At 69.4% G+C, this 17,399-nt stretch carries 7 protein-coding genes; 5 read left to right on the top strand and 2 right to left on the bottom strand.

The annotated features are described in order from the left end of the window. Positions 1-151 precede the first annotated feature (151 nt). On the bottom strand, positions 152-1,681 hold the full coding sequence (locus tag ACF09J_RS18515; protein ID WP_392306477.1) for a helix-turn-helix domain-containing protein: 1,530 nt from the start codon (positions 1,679-1,681) through the stop codon (positions 152-154). 445 nt (positions 1,682-2,126) lie between these two features. Between ACF09J_RS18515 and acnA the strand changes: the two genes are divergently transcribed. Together acnA and ACF09J_RS18505 are read left to right on the top strand one after the other, a co-directional pair. Then, complete coding sequence (gene acnA, locus ACF09J_RS18510) at positions 2,127-4,844, top strand: aconitate hydratase AcnA (RefSeq protein ID WP_392306476.1); 2,718 nt, start codon at positions 2,127-2,129, stop codon at positions 4,842-4,844. 491 nt (positions 4,845-5,335) lie between these two features. Then, on the top strand, positions 5,336-8,620 hold the full coding sequence (locus tag ACF09J_RS18505; protein WP_392306475.1) for a GH92 family glycosyl hydrolase: 3,285 nt from the start codon (positions 5,336-5,338) through the stop codon (positions 8,618-8,620). 78 nt (positions 8,621-8,698) lie between these two features. Here ACF09J_RS18505 and ACF09J_RS18500 read toward each other — a convergent pair whose 3' ends face one another. Continuing rightward, the gene (locus ACF09J_RS18500; RefSeq protein WP_392306474.1) at positions 8,699-12,502 is read right to left on the bottom strand and encodes a GH92 family glycosyl hydrolase; all 3,804 of its coding nucleotides are present in this window, start codon (positions 12,500-12,502) and stop codon (positions 8,699-8,701) included. Between the two features lie 472 nt (positions 12,503-12,974). Between ACF09J_RS18500 and ngcE the strand changes: the two genes are divergently transcribed. Genes ngcE through ACF09J_RS18485 form a run of 3 tightly spaced genes read left to right on the top strand, consistent with a single transcriptional unit; the run spans position 12,975 to position 16,329 of the window. Further along, positions 12,975-14,420, top strand: a complete 1,446-nt coding sequence (ngcE, locus tag ACF09J_RS18495) for an N-acetylglucosamine/diacetylchitobiose ABC transporter substrate-binding protein (protein WP_392306473.1) — start codon at positions 12,975-12,977, stop codon at positions 14,418-14,420. A 55-nt stretch (positions 14,421-14,475) separates the two neighbouring features. Continuing rightward, on the top strand, positions 14,476-15,402 hold the full coding sequence (locus ACF09J_RS18490) for a carbohydrate ABC transporter permease (protein WP_392306472.1): 927 nt from the start codon (positions 14,476-14,478) through the stop codon (positions 15,400-15,402). A 3-nt stretch (positions 15,403-15,405) separates the two neighbouring features. Continuing rightward, positions 15,406-16,329 carry a carbohydrate ABC transporter permease gene (locus ACF09J_RS18485; protein WP_392306471.1) on the top strand — a complete coding sequence of 308 codons (924 nt, stop codon included), beginning with the start codon at positions 15,406-15,408 and terminating at the stop codon, positions 16,327-16,329. Positions 16,330-17,399 lie beyond the last annotated feature (1,070 nt).

Here is a 17,399-nt window from a genome sequence, read left to right as displayed (position 1 = left end):
TCACGGACACGTACCCGCCGGCTTCAGATCATCAGTGACTGTGATTGGACCGTGACGGTCGCAGCCTGACGCATGTCCCAGAGGCGTCGCCGCACCCCTCAAGGCCCGCATCGGCACAGGCCGAACAGGGGGGTGCGGCGGCAGCCGGCCGTCAGATGTCCCGGAACGTCTCGATCTGCGCCCCGATCGAGTTCAGCCGCTCCGCGAGGTCCTCGTAGCCGCGGTTGATGACGTAGACGTTGCGCAGGACCGACGTGCCCTCCGCGGCCATCATGGCCAGGAGGACGACCACGGCGGGGCGCAGGGCCGGCGGGCACATCATCTCGGCCGCGCGCCAGCGGGTGGGGCCCTCGACCAGGACCCGGTGGGGGTCGAGGAGTTGCAGGCGGCCGCCCAGGCGGTTCAGGTCCGTCAGGTAGATCGCGCGGTTGTCATAGACCCAGTCGTGGATCAGCGTCTTGCCCTGCGCCGCCGCCGCGATCGCCGCGAAGAACGGGACGTTGTCGATGTTCAGGCCGGGGAACGGCATCGGGTGGATCTTGTCGATCGGCGCCTCCAGCTTGGAGGGCCGGACGGTGAGGTCCACCAGCCGGGTGCGGCCGTTGTCGGCGAAGTACTCGGGCGTGCGGTCGTGGTCCAGGCCCATCTCCTCCAGGACCGCCAGCTCGATCTCCAGGAACTCGATCGGCACCCGGCGGACCGTCAGCTCCGACTCGGTGACCACGGCGGCGGCCACCAGGCTCATCGCCTCCACCGGGTCCTCGGAGGGCGAGTAGTCGACGTCGACGTCGATCTCCGGCACACCGTGCACGGTGAGCGTCGTCGTGCCGATGCCCTCGACCCTGACGCCGAGCACCTCCAGGAAGAAGCACAGGTCCTGGACCATGTAGTTGGAGGAGGCGTTGCGGATGACCGTCACGCCGGTGTGGCGGGCCGCCGCCAGCAGCGCGTTCTCGGTCACGGTGTCGCCGCGCTCGGTCAGTACGATCGGGCGGTCCGGGCGGACGGCGCGGTCCACCACGGCGTGGTACTGGCCCTCCGTCGCGGTGATGTCCAGTCCGAACCGGCGCAGCGCGATCATGTGCGGCTCGATGGTCCGGGTGCCCAGGTCGCAACCGCCCGCGTAGGGCAGCTTGAAGTGGTTCGTCCAGTGCAGCAGCGGCCCGAGGAACATGATGATGGACCGCGTACGGCGGGCGGCCTCGGCGTCGACGGCGTCCAGGTCGAGTTCGGCCGGCGGGACGATCTCCAGGTCGGTGCCGTCGTTGATCCAGCGGGTGCGCACGCCGATGGAGTTCAGCACCTCGAGCAGGCGGTACACCTCCTCGATCCGGGCCACCCGGCGCAGCACCGTGCGCCCCTTGTTGAGCAGCGAGGCGCACAGCAGCGCCACGCACGCGTTCTTGCTCGTCTTCACGTCGATCGCGCCGGAGAGCCGGCGGCCGCCGACCACCCGCAGGTGCATGGGACCCGCGTAGCCCAGCGAGACGATCTCGCTGTCCAGGGCTTCACCGATGCGGGCGATCATCTCAAGGCTGATGTTCTGGTTGCCGCGCTCGACGCGATTGACGGCGCTCTGGCTGGTGCCGAGCGCCTCGGCCAGCTGTGCCTGCGTCCAGCCCCGGTGCTGCCGGGCGTCACGGATGAGCTTGCCGATGCGTACGAGGTAGTCGTCTGCCATGAGGTTGAGGTTATCTCAGATATGAGATGGCGCTCGTTGGGGGGTCCATTCGGGTGATGAGGCGTCAGTGAGGTCCGGGCCAAGGGGTTCGGCCCGCCGGAAAGGGGCGGGTGTCGCAGGCCTGTCGGATGCGCCTCCCCGCGTGCGTCCCCGCGTGCGTCCGCGGGTTCGTCCGCAGGCGCGTCCCCGAGTGCGTCCACCGACTGCGCGTATCGGCGCTCTCCCGTGGTGTGCGGCGCGTCGTGCGGCATGCGCCACCCGATCCGCGCATGACCATCCGGCCCCCATGTACTAGAGTTATCTCGACATCGAGATATCTGCCCGGGGTGCACCACAGTCGTCACTCGGTAAGGGTGACCTAACTTAGCCATACCTTACTGAATCGGTCGAGTTGCCGTGGCGGCAGGATCGTGGTGGTAGGCGCACATGAATGAAGGAGACTGCCGTGTCGGCGAACAGCTTCGACGCCCGCAGCACGCTGCAGGTGGGCGACGAGTCGTACGAGATCTTCCGGCTTGACAAGGTCGAGGGCGCGGCCCGACTGCCTTACAGCCTGAAGGTGCTGCTGGAGAACCTGCTCCGCACCGAGGACGGCGCGAACATCACCGCCGACCACATCCGTGCCCTCGGCGGCTGGGACTCCCAGGCCAAGCCGTCGCAGGAGATCCAGTTCACGCCGGCCCGCGTGATCATGCAGGACTTCACCGGCGTGCCCTGCGTCGTGGACCTCGCCACCATGCGCGAGGCCGTCAAGGAGCTCGGCGGCGACCCGGCGAAGATCAACCCGCTGGCCCCGGCCGAGCTGGTCATCGACCACTCCGTCATCGCCGACAAGTTCGGCACCAACGACGCCTTCAAGCAGAACGTCGAGCTGGAGTACGGCCGCAACAGGGAGCGCTACCAGTTCCTGCGCTGGGGCCAGACCGCCTTCGACGAGTTCAAGGTCGTCCCGCCCGGCACCGGCATCGTCCACCAGGTCAACATCGAGCACCTGGCCCGGGTCGTCATGGTCCGCGACGGCAAGGCCTACCCGGACACCCTGGTCGGCACCGACTCGCACACCACCATGGTCAACGGCCTCGGCGTCCTCGGCTGGGGCGTCGGCGGCATCGAGGCCGAGGCGGCCATGCTCGGCCAGCCGGTCTCCATGCTCATCCCGCGCGTCGTCGGCTTCAAGCTCACCGGCGAGCTGCCCACCGGCACCACCGCCACCGACCTGGTGCTGACCATCACCGAGATGCTGCGCAAGCACGGCGTGGTCGGCAAGTTCGTCGAGTTCTACGGCGAGGGCGTGGCCGCGACGAGCCTGGCCAACCGCGCCACCATCGGCAACATGTCGCCGGAGTTCGGCTCCACTGCCGCGATCTTCCCGATCGACGACGAGACCATCAACTACATGCGCCTGACCGGCCGCCCGGAGCAGCAGCTCGCGCTCGTCGAGGCGTACGCCAAGGAGCAGGGCCTCTGGCTGGACCCGAACGCCGAGCCGGACTACTCCGAGAAGCTCGAGCTGGACCTGTCCACCGTCGTGCCGTCCATCGCCGGCCCCAAGCGCCCGCAGGACCGCATCATCCTGGCCAACGCCGCCGAGCAGTTCAAGCAGGACGTGCGCAACTACGTCGACAGCGTCGACGAGGCGGGCGTGGAGTCCTTCCCGGCCTCCGACGCCCCGGCGATCCACCCCAACGGCACCCCGACCAACCCGGTCCCGGTCACCGCCCCCGACGGCACCACCTACGAGCTGGACCACGGCGCGGTCACGGTCGCGGCCATCACCTCCTGCACCAACACCTCCAACCCGTACGTCATGGTCGCCGCCGCGCTGGTGGCCAAGAAGGCGGTGGAGAAGGGCCTGACCCGCAAGCCGTGGGTCAAGACCACGCTGGCGCCGGGCTCCAAGGTCGTCATGGACTACTACGACAAGGCCGGCCTCACCCCGTACCTGGACAAGCTGGGCTTCAACCTCGTCGGCTACGGCTGCACCACCTGCATCGGCAACTCCGGCCCGCTGCCGGAGGAGGTCTCCAAGGCCGTCAACGAGCACGACCTCGCGGTCACCTCGGTCCTGTCCGGCAACCGCAACTTCGAGGGCCGGATCAACCCCGACGTCAAGATGAACTACCTGGCGTCCCCGCCGCTGGTCGTCGCCTACGCGATCGCCGGTTCCATGAAGCTGGACATCACCCAGGACGCGCTGGGTGTCGACCAGGACGGCAAGCCGGTCCACCTGAAGGACATCTGGCCGTCGGAGGCCGAGGTCAACGACGTCGTCGCCAACGCCATCGGCGAGGACATGTTCTCGAAGTCCTACTCCGACGTGTTCGCCGGCGACGCCCAGTGGCAGTCGCTGCCGATCCCGACCGGCAACACCTTCGAGTGGGACACCGAGTCCACCTACGTCCGCAAGCCCCCGTACTTCGAGGGCATGACGATGGACCCGGTCCCGGTCGAGGACATCGCCGGCGCCCGGGTGCTCGCCAAGCTGGGCGACTCGGTCACCACCGACCACATCTCCCCGGCCGGCGCCATCAAGGCCGACACCCCGGCGGGCCAGTACCTCACCGAGCATGGCGTCGAGCGCCGCGACTTCAACAGCTACGGCTCCCGCCGCGGCAACCACGAGGTCATGATCCGCGGCACCTTCGCCAACATCCGCCTGCGCAACCAGATCGCGCCGGGGACGGAAGGCGGCTACACCCGCGACTTCACCCAGGAGGGCGCGCCGGTCTCCTTCATCTACGACGCCTCGCGCAACTACATCGAGCAGGGCATCCCGCTGGTCGTCCTGGCCGGCAAGGAGTACGGCTCCGGCTCGTCCCGCGACTGGGCCGCGAAGGGCACCGCGCTGCTCGGTGTCAAGGCCGTCATCGCCGAGTCCTACGAGCGCATCCACCGCTCGAACCTCATCGGCATGGGCGTCCTGCCGCTCCAGTTCCCGGAGGGCCTGACGGCCGACGCCCTCGGTCTGACCGGCGAGGAGTCCTTCACCATCACCGGCGTCACCGAGCTCAACGACGGCAGCACGCCGAGCACCATGAAGGTCACCACCGACACCGGTGTCGAGTTCGACGCGGTCGTCCGCATCGACACCCCCGGTGAGGCCGACTACTACCGCAACGGCGGCATCATGCAGTACGTGCTGCGCAGCCTGATCCGCAAGTAACGGATCCGGCAGGGCGGTTGGGCCGCATCCCCGGCGACGGGGGGTGCGGCCCCTCGCCGTTCGCGCCCTCATCAACAGGTGCAGTGCTGTGACCGGCGCGCAGAATGCGTCATAGGCGCGCAAGGGGTGAGCTCGGCGCGCAAAAACCGGCGCGTTGGCTCGCGCGTGCGCCCCTGGGGCCGTTTACAGCCGCTGCCGTCCGCGCTAGTTTTCTCGCACGCGAGGTGGGAGCGCTCCCATGACGGCGGACCGGAACCCGTCGCCCCTGGGCTCCCACCTCGCCCCCGGTGCTGCCGGCTTGTGCGACACCGCGGTGCGACAACGTTGTCGTGATTGGTCTGTACATGACTCTACTGGGTGACCATGCCCGCGGACAACGATGTCAAGCGGGTCCCGCGCGCTCTTCCGTGATACCACCGGCGCACGCTACTGTCCCTGAGGCTTGTGCGACCCGTGGTGCGCGACCCGTCCGAAGGAGGAGGGGCCGCGTCATGCGTTTCCGCCCCATGTCCCTGCTGCTGGCCGCGGTGCTCGCGACCGGTGGCGCCACCCCCGCCCTCGCGGCGTCCGCCGCACCCCCGAGAACCGGTCCCGCCCTGGTCCAGGACGCGACCGCGTACGTCGACCCGCTGATCGGCACCAGGAACGGCGGCAATGTCTTCCCGGGCGCCGTCGCCCCGTTCGGCATGCTCTCCTTCAGCCCCGAGAACACCCGCGGCGACGCCACGAGGACGGCCGCGCCCGGCGGCTACCAGTACGACGCGACCCGCATCCGCGGCTTCAGCCTCACTCACATGTCCGGCACCGGCTGCGCGGGCGGCAGCGGCGACATCCCGTTCTTCCCGTACGCCGGGAAGGTCGCCTCCTCGCCGGCGAGCGACACCAAGAACGCCGTCTACGCCTCCGACTTCCGCCACTCCGACGAGACCGCCGAGCCCGGCCACTTCAAGGTGGGCCTCGCCTCCGGGGTCACCGCCGACCTCACCGCCACGGCCCGCACCGGCTCGGCCCGCTTCACCTACCCCGCGGACCAGCCCGCCTCCCTCCTCATCCGTACCGCCGACTCCGAGGTGGGCTCGACCGGTTCGTCGGTCACCATCGACCCGGCGAAGCGGACCGTCTCCGGCTCCGTCACCTCCGGGAACTTCTGCGGCTACCTCGACCCGGAGGGCCGGCGCGCCTACTACACCCTGTACTTCACCGCCCGCTTCGACCGCTCCTTCAAGGCGACGGGCACCTGGCAGGACGACAAGCTGAACCCGGGCGCGACCTCGGCGACCGGCGGCACGGGCGGCTTCGCCGACGGCGGCAGGCCCGTGGCGGGCAAGGGCGCCGGCGGCTACGTGGAGTTCGCGCCCGGCACCGGCCCGGTCGGCGTCAAGGTCGGCATCTCCTACGTCAGTCAGGCCGGCGCCGAGGCCAACCTGGCCGCGGAGAACCCGCCGCAGCGCTCCTTCGACGCGGTCAGGGACGCCACCCGCCGCGCCTGGCGGGACCAACTGGGCGCGATCCGCGTCGGCGGCGGCACCGAGGACGAGCGCACCACCTTCTACACCGCGCTCTACCACGCCCTGCTCCACCCGAACGTCATCAGCGACGCCGACCGCAGGTACCGCGGCGCCGACGACAAGGTGCACACCGTGGGCCGCGGCCACCAGGCCCAGTACGGCACCTTCTCCGGCTGGGACGTCTATCGCGACCAGGTGCAGCTGCTGACCCTGCTCAGCCCGGACACCGGTTCGGACATCGCCCAGTCCCTGTACGAGCTGGCCCGCCAGAACGACGGGATCTGGGACCGCTGGCTGCACGGCGCGAGCGGCACCCACGTGATGAACGGCGACCCCTCGCCGACCGCCCTCGCCGGCATCCACGCCTTCGGCGGCACCGGCTTCGACCTGAAGGGGGCCCTCGCCTCCCTGGTGAAGGCGGCGACCGTGCCGACCGAGCGGGACCTGTCCCCGGCGGGCAAGCCGGTCCTGTCGGCCGGACAGCGGCCCTCCCTGGACAAGTACCTGAAGCTGCACTACATGCCGTCCGTCTCCAACGCCTGGGGCGGCGCCGCCGAAACGCTGGAGATGTCCACGGCCGACTTCGCCCTGGCCCAGCTCGCCGAGGCGGCCGGGCAGAAGAAGACCGCCGCGGCCTTCGCCGAGCGCGCCCAGTGGTGGCAGAACAACTTCAACGTCGCCGCCCATCCCACCGGCGGCTACATCGCCAACCGCAAGGCCGACGGCAGCTGGGTGACCGGCTTCACCCCCGACACCGGCAACGGCTTCGTCGAGGGCTCGGCGGCCCAGTACACCTGGATGGTCCCGCACAACCCGGCCGGCCTGTTCGCGGCGATGGGCGGCCGCGAGACGGCGCTGGCCCGCCTGGACGACTTCTTCCACGACGCCGACGGCGGCTGGGCGTTCACCGGCAACGGCGGCGCCAAGTCCGAACTCGACAATGAGCCCTCGATCAACGTCCCCTACCTGTACGACTACGCGGGCGCGCCCCACAAGACGCAGGAGACCGTCCGCGCGGCCATGCGGCAGCTCTGGACCACGCAGCCGGGCGGCATCCCCGGCAACGACGACCTCGGCGCGATGTCCGCCTGGTACGTCTTCTCCGCGCTCGGCATGTACCCGCAGGTGCCCTCCCGCGCCGAACTCGTCCTGGCCTCACCGCTGTTCGAGCGCATCGAGATCCACCGCCCGCACGGCAGGGACATCTCCGTGCGCGCCACGGGAGCGGCCGCCGCATCCCCGTACGTCCGGTCCCTGAAGGTGAACGGCCGGGCGAGCGACCGCCCCTGGCTGCCGGCGAGCTTTGTCCGTGACGGCGGCCGGCTCGACTACACCCTCTCGGCCACCCCGGACCGCACCTGGGGCAGCGCCCCGTCCTCCGCCCCGCCCTCCTTCCGCCAGGGCGAGCAGCCGTACCAGATCGGTGTGGGCCCGACCGCCGCGACGCTCGCGCCCGGCGGCAGCACGACGGTCGGCGTCCGCGCCCTGTCCCTGAACGGCGGTCAGGGCCCCGAGGTCCGCTTCAGTGTCCGCACCCCGTCCGGCGTCACGGCGACCCCCGCCGAGGGCACGGTGACCGACGGCGCCCGGCAGATCACCCTCACCGCCGCTCCGGACGCCGCACAGGGCTTCTACGACGCGAAGGTCACCGTCACCTCCGGCAGCCAGTCCTACGAGCAGCCGGTGTCCCTGACGGTTGCGGCCCCGGGCAGCCTGCTGGCCGCCTACGACAACACCGGGATCTCGGACGACGACGGCGAGCACGACGAGGCCGACTACGACGGGGGCGGCTGGAGCTACTCCCGCCAGGCCCTGGCCGCGGCCGGCCTGGCCCCGGGCGGGCAGGGCACGGTGAACGGCCTGTCCTTCACCTGGCCGAACTCGCCGAGCGGGCGCCCCGACAACGCCTCGGGGGCCGGTCAGAGCATCGAACTGGGCACGCCCGCGGCCCGGTTGTCCTTCGTCGGCAGCGCGGTCAACGGCAACCAGCAGGCGAAGGCCACCGTCACCTACACCGACGGCACCACGGGCACCGTCGACCTCTCCTTCACCGACTGGACCGTCGGCGGAGGCGGCGGCACCGTCCAGTTCGGCAACACGGTGGTGGCCAAAACCGCGTACCGCAACGTCGCGGGCGCCGACAAGGACACGGTGACCACCTACGTCTTCGCCACCGCGCCGTTCGAGGCCCCGGCGGGCAAGCGGATCAGTGGCGTGCGGCTGCCCGGCAACGCCGACCTGCACGTCTTCACCGTCGCCACCGGCTGACCGGACCTCCGGTCTCCGGACGGCACGAAGGGGCGGGCCCGGTGGGCCCGCCCCTTCTCATGCCGGACGCTCAGCGGCTCAGGCCAGCAGCTCCACCTCCGCGAGCGTCGAGGAGCCGTCCAGGACCAGGCGGTACTTCTGGTAGGCGCCCGGCGAGGCGATGGTGAAGGGCCGGGTCTGCTTGTCCCAGGCGAAGGACTCGCCCGTGCGCCGGTCCACCGTCTTCCAGGTCGTGCCGTCGGTGGAGGCCTGGAGCGTCCAGCCGGCCGGGGCCTTGGCGCGGTCGGCGGACGAGGTCAGGGTGTACTGGACCGCCTTGACGGGCCCGGACACCGGCAGGTCCACCGTCGTCACCGCGGCCTCCGTCGACGAGGTGTCGTCGAACAGAGCCCCGGCGCCCTTCAGCACGTCCGCCCGCGGGCTCGGCGCCTTGTCACCGGTCGTGATCGACACCGGCGCCGCGTCCTTGCCGGTGCCCCACGACGAGGGCCGCGGGCCCATGTCGAACTGGAGGACACCGCCCTTGGACAGCAGCGAGTGGGGCAGGTTCGTCGAGTTCCACGCCTTGCCGTTGAACCGCACGCCCTGCACGTACACGTTCTTCGCGCTGTTCTTCGGGGCCTGGATCACCAGATCGCGGCCGCCGTCCAGATGCAGCGTCGCCTGGGTGAACAGCGGGGAGCCGATGGTGTACTCGCCGCTGCCCATGGCCAGCGGGTAGAAGCCGAGCGCGGAGAACAGGTACCAGGCGGACTGCTCGCCGTTGTCCTCGTCGCCGTGGTAGCCCTGGCCGATCTCGCTGCCCACGTACAGCCTGGAGAGCGCCTCACGGACCTTCTCCTGCGCCTTCCACGGCTGCCCCGCCGCGTCGTACATGTAGATCACGTGGTGGGCGACCTGGTTGGAGTGGCCGTACTGGCCCATCCGCACGTCCCGCGCCTCGGTCATCTCGTGGATGACACCGCCGTAGGACCCGACGAACTCCGGGCCGGCCGTCTCGGGAGTGGCGAAGTAGGTGTCCAGCTTGTCCGCCAGGCCCTTCTGCCCGCCGTACAGGTTCGCCAGGCCCCGGCTGTCCTGCGGGGCGGTGAAGGCGTAGCCCCAGCCGTTGGTCTCCGTGTAGTCGTAGCCCCACACCCGCGGGTCGTACTTCGACGAGTCCAGGCGCCAGTTGCCCCGGGCGTCGCGGCCCTGGAAGAAGCCGGCCCCCGAGTCGTAGAGGTTCACGTAGTCCTGGGCACGGTTGAGGAAGTAGTCCGCCTCCTCCTTGTAGTGCTTCTCGCCGGTCTTCTTGTAGAGGGCCTCGCCCATCTTGGCGATGCCGTAGTCGTTGACGTAGCCCTCCATCGCCCAGGACAGGCCCTCGCCGGTGGCCGTGCTGGTGTAGCCGAGGAAGGGCGAGGTGGCCATGCCCTTGCGGCCCACGCCGGAGGACGGCGGCACGACGGTGGCGTTCTTCAGGGCCGCGTCGTAGGCCGCCTTGGCGTCCATCGGCACGCCCTTGACGTAGGCGTCCGCGAAGGCGACGTCCGAGGAGGTGCCGGTCATCAGGTCGGCGTAGCCGGGGGAGGACCAGCGGGAGGTCCAGCCGCCGTCCTTGTACTGCTGCACGAAGCCGTCGACCATCTCACCGGCCTGCCCCGGCGTCAGCAGCGAGTACGCCGGCCAGGTGGTCCGGTAGGTGTCCCAGAAGCCGTTGTTGACGTACACCTTGCCGTCGACGATCTTCGCGCCGGTGTGCGTCGGGGTGTCCTGGCTCGGCATCGGCGAGAACGGGGAGGCGTACTGGTACTTCCCGCCGACCTTCTCGAAGCCGGAGTTCGGGTACAGGTACAGCCGGTACAGGCTGGAGTAGAGCGTGGTGAGCTGGTCGGGCGTGGCGCCCTTGACCTCGACCTTGCCGAGCAGCTTGTCCCAGGAGCGCTGGGCGGCCGCCTTGACGGCGTCGAAGGAAGTGCCGTCCGGGATCTCCTGGCGCAGGTTGTCCTTCGCCTGGTCGAGGCTGATGAGGGAGGTGGCCAGGCGCAGGGTGACCGTGCGGTCCTTGCCCGCGTCGAAGCGCAGATGGCCCTTGACGCCGCTCGACGAGCCGTCCTTCACCGGCTTGTCGAACACGCCGTGGACGAACAGCCGGGTGGCGCCGGTGGACAGCCCGGACTTGACGTCCGAGTAGCCGGTGACGACGCCGTGCTCCTTGTCCAGGGTCAGGCCCGCCTGCTCGGTGACGTTGTCGAACACCACGCTCGCGTCGTCGCCCGGGTAGGTGAAGCGCAGGACGGCCGCGTGGTCGGTCGGCGTCATCTCGGCCTTGAGGCCGTTCTCGAAGCGCACCCCGTAGTAGTACGGCCGCGCGGTCTCGTTCTCGTGCCGGAAGGCGAGCGCGCGGGCGGTGCGGCCGGTGTCCGGGGTGCCCGCGGCGGCGGACGGCATCACCTGGAAGGTCTGCCGGTCACCCATCCAGGGGCTCGGCTCGTGGCTCGCGCTGAACGCCTGGATCGTCGGCAGGTTCTCCTCGTTGTTCGCGCGTGCGTACTCGTAGAGCCAGCTCAGCGAGGACGCGTTGGTCACCGGCGTCCAGAAGTTGAAGCCGTGCGGCGTCGCGGTCGCGGGGAAGTTGTTGCCGCGCGAGAAGCTGCCGCTGGAGTTGGTGCCGCGGGTGGTCAGCGCGTAGTCCGACAGATGCGCCTTCGGCTTCTCCTGCGGAGTCTGCTTGATCACCACGTCGTCCAGCCAGCCGCGGAACTTCGCGGGGCCGGTGGGGGAGTCGTAGGCGAGCAGGACCCGGTCGATCGTCTTGCCCGCGGCGACCGACCCGATCCGGGAGGCCACGTTGTTCCACTGGTTGACGTACAGCGTCCTGGCCGCGCCCTGGCCCTGCGGCGTCAGGGCGAAGCCGTGCTGGTCGGTCGCGCCGAGCCGGCTCAGGTAGGTGCCGTCGGTGAAGGCGAGGTCGACGGCGACGTTGGTCGAGTCGTAGTCGCGGTCACCGTCGGCCATCGACGGGTAGAGGCGGTAGGACAGTTCCGTGTCGGGCAGCACCTTGACGTTGACGTCGAAGACCTTGTTGTACGAGTACGCCCGGTCCTTCGCGGTGTGCCGTCCCGCGTACCGCAGGGCGCGCTTGCCCGTGTAGCCGGCGCCCGACTTCGCGGTCGGGGAGCCGCTGGGGCCGCGGTCGACCAGCGAGAGCATGTCCTGCGGTACCGGCGCGTCGTCGCCGCCGGTGGAGAACTGGACGTCGGCGAGCTGGAGTATGTCCGGCGCGCCGTTGTTCCTGGTGACGTCGAGCCGGAAGTGCTGGTACTCGGCCGCCTCGCCCAGATCGTAGGTCTTGGTCTGGAACCGTTCCGAGAAGTTCTCCCCGGCGCGGGTGTCGAGGGTCTTCCAGTCCTTGCCGTCGGTGGAGCCCTTCAGGGTCCAGTCCTTCGGGTCGCGTCCGTCGAAGTCGTTGGCGGACGTGAGGGCGTAACGGGTGATGTTCACCGGCTTGTCGAAGTCGAACTCGACCCAGCCGGTGGGCGCGAAGGTCAGCCACTTGGTGCCGGACTCGCCGTCGACGAGGTTCTCCTTCACCTCCCCGCCGCCCGTGTTCTCCCCGCTGGCCCGGACCTCGGTGATGTGGTCGTCCACATTGCCGGGGATGCCGGTGCTGTAGCCGCCGTCCACGCCCGAGGCGCGCTTGCCGCCGCCCGGGGCGGTGTCGACCGTGTTCAGCCAGTCCGGCGCCGGGTCGCCGGACTCGAACGAGGAGCTGAACTCCCGGCCGGCGGCCGGGGGCTTGCCGGGCAGGGCGACCGCCGCCCCCTGCGAGCCGGCTGCCGTGACGAAGGCGGCCGTGATGACGACCGCCGGACCCCATCTGTGCCGTACTCTGCGCTGCATGCGCGGCGTCCCTCCCTGCGTTTCGGACAACGTTGTCAACTCTGTACGCAAGGACCAGTAGGGAGCCAAGTGGCCAGTGATGTCAAGGGTGTTGGGTGTGGCATTCGGGCGCAAAGGTGCGGATATTTCCGTCAAGGGATGCCCATGGGCGGCTCATATTCGGCGCGAGGTCTCAACTCGGAAAAGACCCGCGGCGAACCTTGCTCTCGATCTTGCTCCGCTGACCGGAAGTGGACTATACCTGTCGGCGTCCGCGCGACCGTTAGACCGGCCGGAAGCGGACCCGGGGGAGTCGGAAAGGGTGGTACGACGTGTGAAAAGCGTCCGCCTCCTTGTCTTCCGTCCGATCCCGGTGCATGACGTACGACGCACACGCACGAGGCACTTCCTGCACGACCCAGCTTGACCCGACCGCGGTGCCGGGGAGGATCCGGTTCACCGCCTGAGTCCTGGAGAAAGCGAGGACTTGAGCATGGGATCCACTTCCGCCGAGAACCACGGAGGCGTCGACCGCCGGGCTCTGATCAAGCGGTCCGCCGCACTCGGTCTGATCAGCGTTCCCGCGATGGGCTTCCTGTCCGCCTGCGCCAGTGGTGGCGGTGACGGCCAGGACAAGGCCAAGGCGGGCAAGAAGACCGAGAAGAACCCGCTCGGCGTCAACGACACCGCGCAGATGGAATTCGTCCTCTTCGACGGCGGTTTCGGCAAGGAATACGCCGAGGACGCGGTGAAGATCTACGAGAAGGACTTCCCCAAGGCGAAGGCCAAGTTCGCCGCCACCCAGAAGATCCAGTCGACGCTCCAGCCGCGTTTCAACCAGGGCAACCCGCCGGACCTCATCGACAACTCCGGCGCGGAGCAGATGGACATGGGCGTCCTCGTGGGCAAGAACCAGCTCGCGGACCTCACCCCGCTGCTGGACGCGGCCTCCTACGACGACCCGAGCAAGAAGGTCCGCGACACGCTGCGCCCCGGCATCGTGGAGATGGGTCAGTTCGACGGCCGGCCGGTGTGGATCCTGTACTACGCCTACACCGTCTACGGCGTGTGGTACTCGCAGAAGGCCCTGGACTCGCTGGACGAGAAGTACCCGGAGACCTGGGACGAGATGCTCAAGGTCTGCGAGAAGGCCAAGAAGAAGGGCATGGCCGGCTGGACCTACGCCGGCAAGTACCCCTACTACCTGCCCTTCTCGCTCTACCCGATGATCGGCAAGGTCGGCGGCCGCGAGGTCCTGGACGCCATCGACAACCTCGAGCCGAACGCCTGGAAGCACCCGGCCGTCAAGGCCTGCTTCGAGGCCTACTACGAGCTCTACCAGAAGGGCTACATCCTCAAGGGCACCCCGGGCCTTGACCACATCCAGTCGCAGACCGCCTGGGCCAAGGGCAAGGCGCTGTTCATCCCGAACGGCTCCTGGGTGGAGAACGAGTCCGCCAACGTCATCCCGGCCGACTTCGACCTGGCCGTCTCCGCGCCCACCGGCATCGACAGCTCCGACAAGATGCCGTTCGGCACCATCTGGGCCTCCGGCGGCGAGCCGTTCATCGTCCCGGCCAAGGCCAGGAACCCCGAGGGCGGCATGGAGCAGCTGCGCATCATGCTCAGCGAGGCCTCCTCGAAGAACTTCACCGCCAAGGTGAAGTCGCTCACCGCGTACAACGGCGGCACGGACGGCATCGACCTCACCCCCGGACTGAAGTCCGGCGTCGCGGCGCTGGACAAGGCCGGCTCCAACGTGGTGAATCCGCGGCTCCAGGACTGGTACGTGCAGCTCCAGAAGGAGAAGATCGGTGTGTCCGGCATCGGCGAGATGATGGCCGGCCGGCTCACCCCGGCCGAGGCCATCAAGAAGATCCAGGGCTTCGCCGACGAGGCCGCCAAGGACCAGTCGATCAAGCACTACAAGCACCAGTAGCCCTGAGGATCCGTCACCAGCGGTACCACCCGCCCAGAGATCGGGGTCGGCAGCAATGCAGCACGGCAAGTACCGGTTCATCGTGGGGTTCCTCGCGGTTCCCCTGGGGCTGTACGCGCTTTTCGTCGTCTGGCCGTTCATCCAGTCCATCTACTACTCGTTCACGGACTGGACCGGTCTGAGCCCCGATTTCCAGATGGTCGGCTTCGACAACTACCAGAGGATGCTCCACGACGACATCTTCTGGAAGTCGTTGCAGCACAGCCTGCTGTTCGCCCTGGTGCTACCGCTGGTGACGATCGGTCTGGCGCTGTTCTTCTCCTTCATGATCAATGTGGGTGGGCGGCGCCGCCGGGGCGGACCGGCGATCTCCGGGGTCCGCGGCTCCTCGTTCTACAAGATCGTCTACTTCTTCCCGCAGGTGCTGTCGATCGCGATCGTGGCCCTGCTGTTCGCCTTCGCGTACAACCCGGACAGCGGCGCGATCAACTCCGTGCTGCGCGGGATCGGGCTCGACAGCGTCCAGCCGCTGTGGCTGGGCGACCCGAGCCTGGCGCTGTGGTGCGTGATGGCGGTGCTCGTCTGGTCCACGGTCGGCTTCTTCGTGGTCCTGTTCTCCGCCGGCATGGCCTCCATCCCGGCGGACCTGTACGAGGCCGCCCTGCTGGACGGCGCCAGCCGGTTCACCACCTTCTTCCGGATCACCCTGCCACTGCTGTGGGACACCGTGCAGTCCGGCTGGGTGTACATGGGCATCCTCGCCCTCGGGGCGGAGTCGTTCGCGGTCGTGCAGATCATGACGACCGGGCCGGGCGGCCCCGACTACTCGACCACCGTCATGGTCCTGTACGTGTACCAGAAGGCGTTCCGTGACGGTCAGGCCGCCTACGCCACCACGATCGGCGTCGCCCTGCTCGTCGTCACGCTGGCCTTCGCCGCCGTCGTGATGCGGCTGGGCCGGCGCGAGCGGCTGGAGTTCTGACCCATGAAAACGACCGAGACCCCCGCCCCCGTTCCGGCCGAGTCCGGAATCGGCCTCACCAAGGCCGAAGTGCCGGCCGGGAAGCCGGGCGGACGGAAGAAGGACGGCTCCGTCCTCAACGTCTTCTCGCACGGCATGCTGATCATCTGGGCGATCATGGTGGTCATGCCGCTGGTGTGGGCGGTGATGACGTCCTTCAAGGACGACAACTCCATCTTCAGCTCGCCCTGGGCGCTGCCCGACAAACTCCACTTCGACAACTGGGCGCGGGCCTGGACCGACGCCAATATGAGCCAGTACTTCCTGAACACCGTTCTGGTGGTGGGGGGTTCGCTGGTCGGCACGCTGGTGCTCGGTTCGATGGCGGCGTATGTGCTCGCCCGGTTCGACTTTCCGGGCAACCGCTTCATCTACTACCTCTTCATCGGCGGCATGAGTTTCCCGATCATGCTCGCGCTGGTCCCGCTGTTCTACGTGGTGAACAACATGGGACTGCTGAACACCATTCACGGTCTGATCCTGGTCTACATCGCCTATTCGCTGCCGTTCACGGTGTTCTTCCTGACCGCGTTCTTCCGGACCCTGCCGAGCTCGGTGGCGGAGGCCGCCTTCGTGGACGGGGCCTCGCACACCCGGACGTTCTTCCAGATCATGCTGCCGATGGCCAAGCCCGGCCTGATCAGTGTGGGAATCTTCAACTTCCTGGGGCAGTGGAACCAGTACATGCTGCCGACGGTGCTCAACACCGACCCGGACAAGCACGTGCTCACCCAGGGGCTGGTGCAGCTCGCCGTGAGCCAGGGCTACAAGGGCGACTGGTCCGGTCTCTTCGCCGGCCTGGTGATGGCGATGCTGCCGGTCCTCGCCGCGTACATCATCTTCCAGCGCCAGGTGGTACAGGGCCTCACGGCGGGCGCCCTGAAGTAAGCCGACGGCGCCGGGCCGCCCGTGGGCGGCTTGGCACCTACCCGCCGTCCGTCGCCTGCCGGCGCGGTGCGAGGCCCTGCCGGACCGCGCGACCCGCCTGGCCCGGCCTCCGCGAGCGGCGTTGCGGGGCCCGGCGCGCGGGCCCGCCGTGCGTCCTGCACGGCTCGCGACATCCGTGAGCGGCCTTGCCGGGGGCCCTGTTCTCCGACCGGCCTCCGCGCCCGCCGTGCTTGGCGCCGCGCCAACTTCGCGCTTGCCGGGGACGGGCTTGCGTGCTCGCTGTCCCGCTCCGCTGCCGCTCCGCTGCCGCTCCGCTGCCGCTCCGCTGCCGCTCCGCTGCCGCACCGCTGCCGCTGGCGCGCGGCGCCGCGGAGTTCCTGCGGCTCCCTCGTTTTGCCTTGCGAGGGCCGGGCTGGCGGGTTCTCCGTCGCGCATCGCTGCCGCTCGCCGCACGTTGTCGTGCAGCTCCCGTGGCGCCCGCAACCCGCCTTACAGGGCTGGGCTTGCGGACTCTCCGTCGTGTATCGCTACTGCTCGCGCGCATTGTCGTGCAGCTCCCGTGGCCCCCGCGAGCCCGCGTTCAGGAGCCCGGCTCGTGGGCTCGCCGTCCCGTGTTGCTGCTGCTCGGGTGCGGCGTCCTGTACGGCTCGCGGTCTTCGCGAGCGGCCTTGTCGGAGCCCTGTTGGTCGACCGGCCTCGGCGCCTGCCGTGCTTGGCGCCGTGCCATCCTCGCGCTTGCCGGGGACGGGCTTGCGTGCCCGCTGTCCCGCACCGCTGCCGCTCGCGCGTGGCGTCCGACAGTTCCTGTGGTCTCGGTGGGCGGCTTTGCGGAACCGGGCGCGCGGCGCCGTCCCGCACCGCTGCCGCTGCCGCTGCCGCTGGCGCGCGGCGCCCCGGAGTTCCTGCGGCACCTCGACTTGTCTGAGGGGGCCCGGGCGCCCGGGCCCGCATCGCTGCCGCTCGCTTGCGCTGTCGCGGGAACTCCTGCGGGCGTCTCGATCCGCCTTGCGGCTTGCCCCCGCACCGCTGCCGCTTGCGCGGGTCTCGTGTCTGCCGCGGGCTCCGTGAGC

The sequence above is a fragment of the Streptomyces sp. NPDC014889 genome (assembly GCF_043081205.1).
GTDB lineage: Bacteria > Actinomycetota > Actinomycetes > Streptomycetales > Streptomycetaceae > Streptomyces.
The sequence above is the reverse complement of the archived record's forward strand: the minus strand, read 5'-3'. Positions and strand labels throughout refer to the sequence as shown.

Excerpts from the sequence above, each read along its gene's own strand:
- ngcE (WP_392306473.1), top strand. The coding sequence starts at position 12,975 with ATGGGATCCACTTCCGCCGAGAACCACGGAGGCGTCGACCGCCGGGCT.
- ACF09J_RS18515 (WP_392306477.1), bottom strand. The coding sequence starts at position 1,681 with ATGGCAGACGACTACCTCGTACGCATCGGCAAGCTCATCCGTGACGCC.
- ACF09J_RS18490 (WP_392306472.1), top strand. The coding sequence starts at position 14,476 with ATGCAGCACGGCAAGTACCGGTTCATCGTGGGGTTCCTCGCGGTTCCC.
- ACF09J_RS18500 (WP_392306474.1), bottom strand. The coding sequence starts at position 12,502 with ATGCAGCGCAGAGTACGGCACAGATGGGGTCCGGCGGTCGTCATCACG.
- ACF09J_RS18505 (WP_392306475.1), top strand. The coding sequence starts at position 5,336 with ATGCGTTTCCGCCCCATGTCCCTGCTGCTGGCCGCGGTGCTCGCGACC.
- ACF09J_RS18485 (WP_392306471.1), top strand. The coding sequence starts at position 15,406 with ATGAAAACGACCGAGACCCCCGCCCCCGTTCCGGCCGAGTCCGGAATC.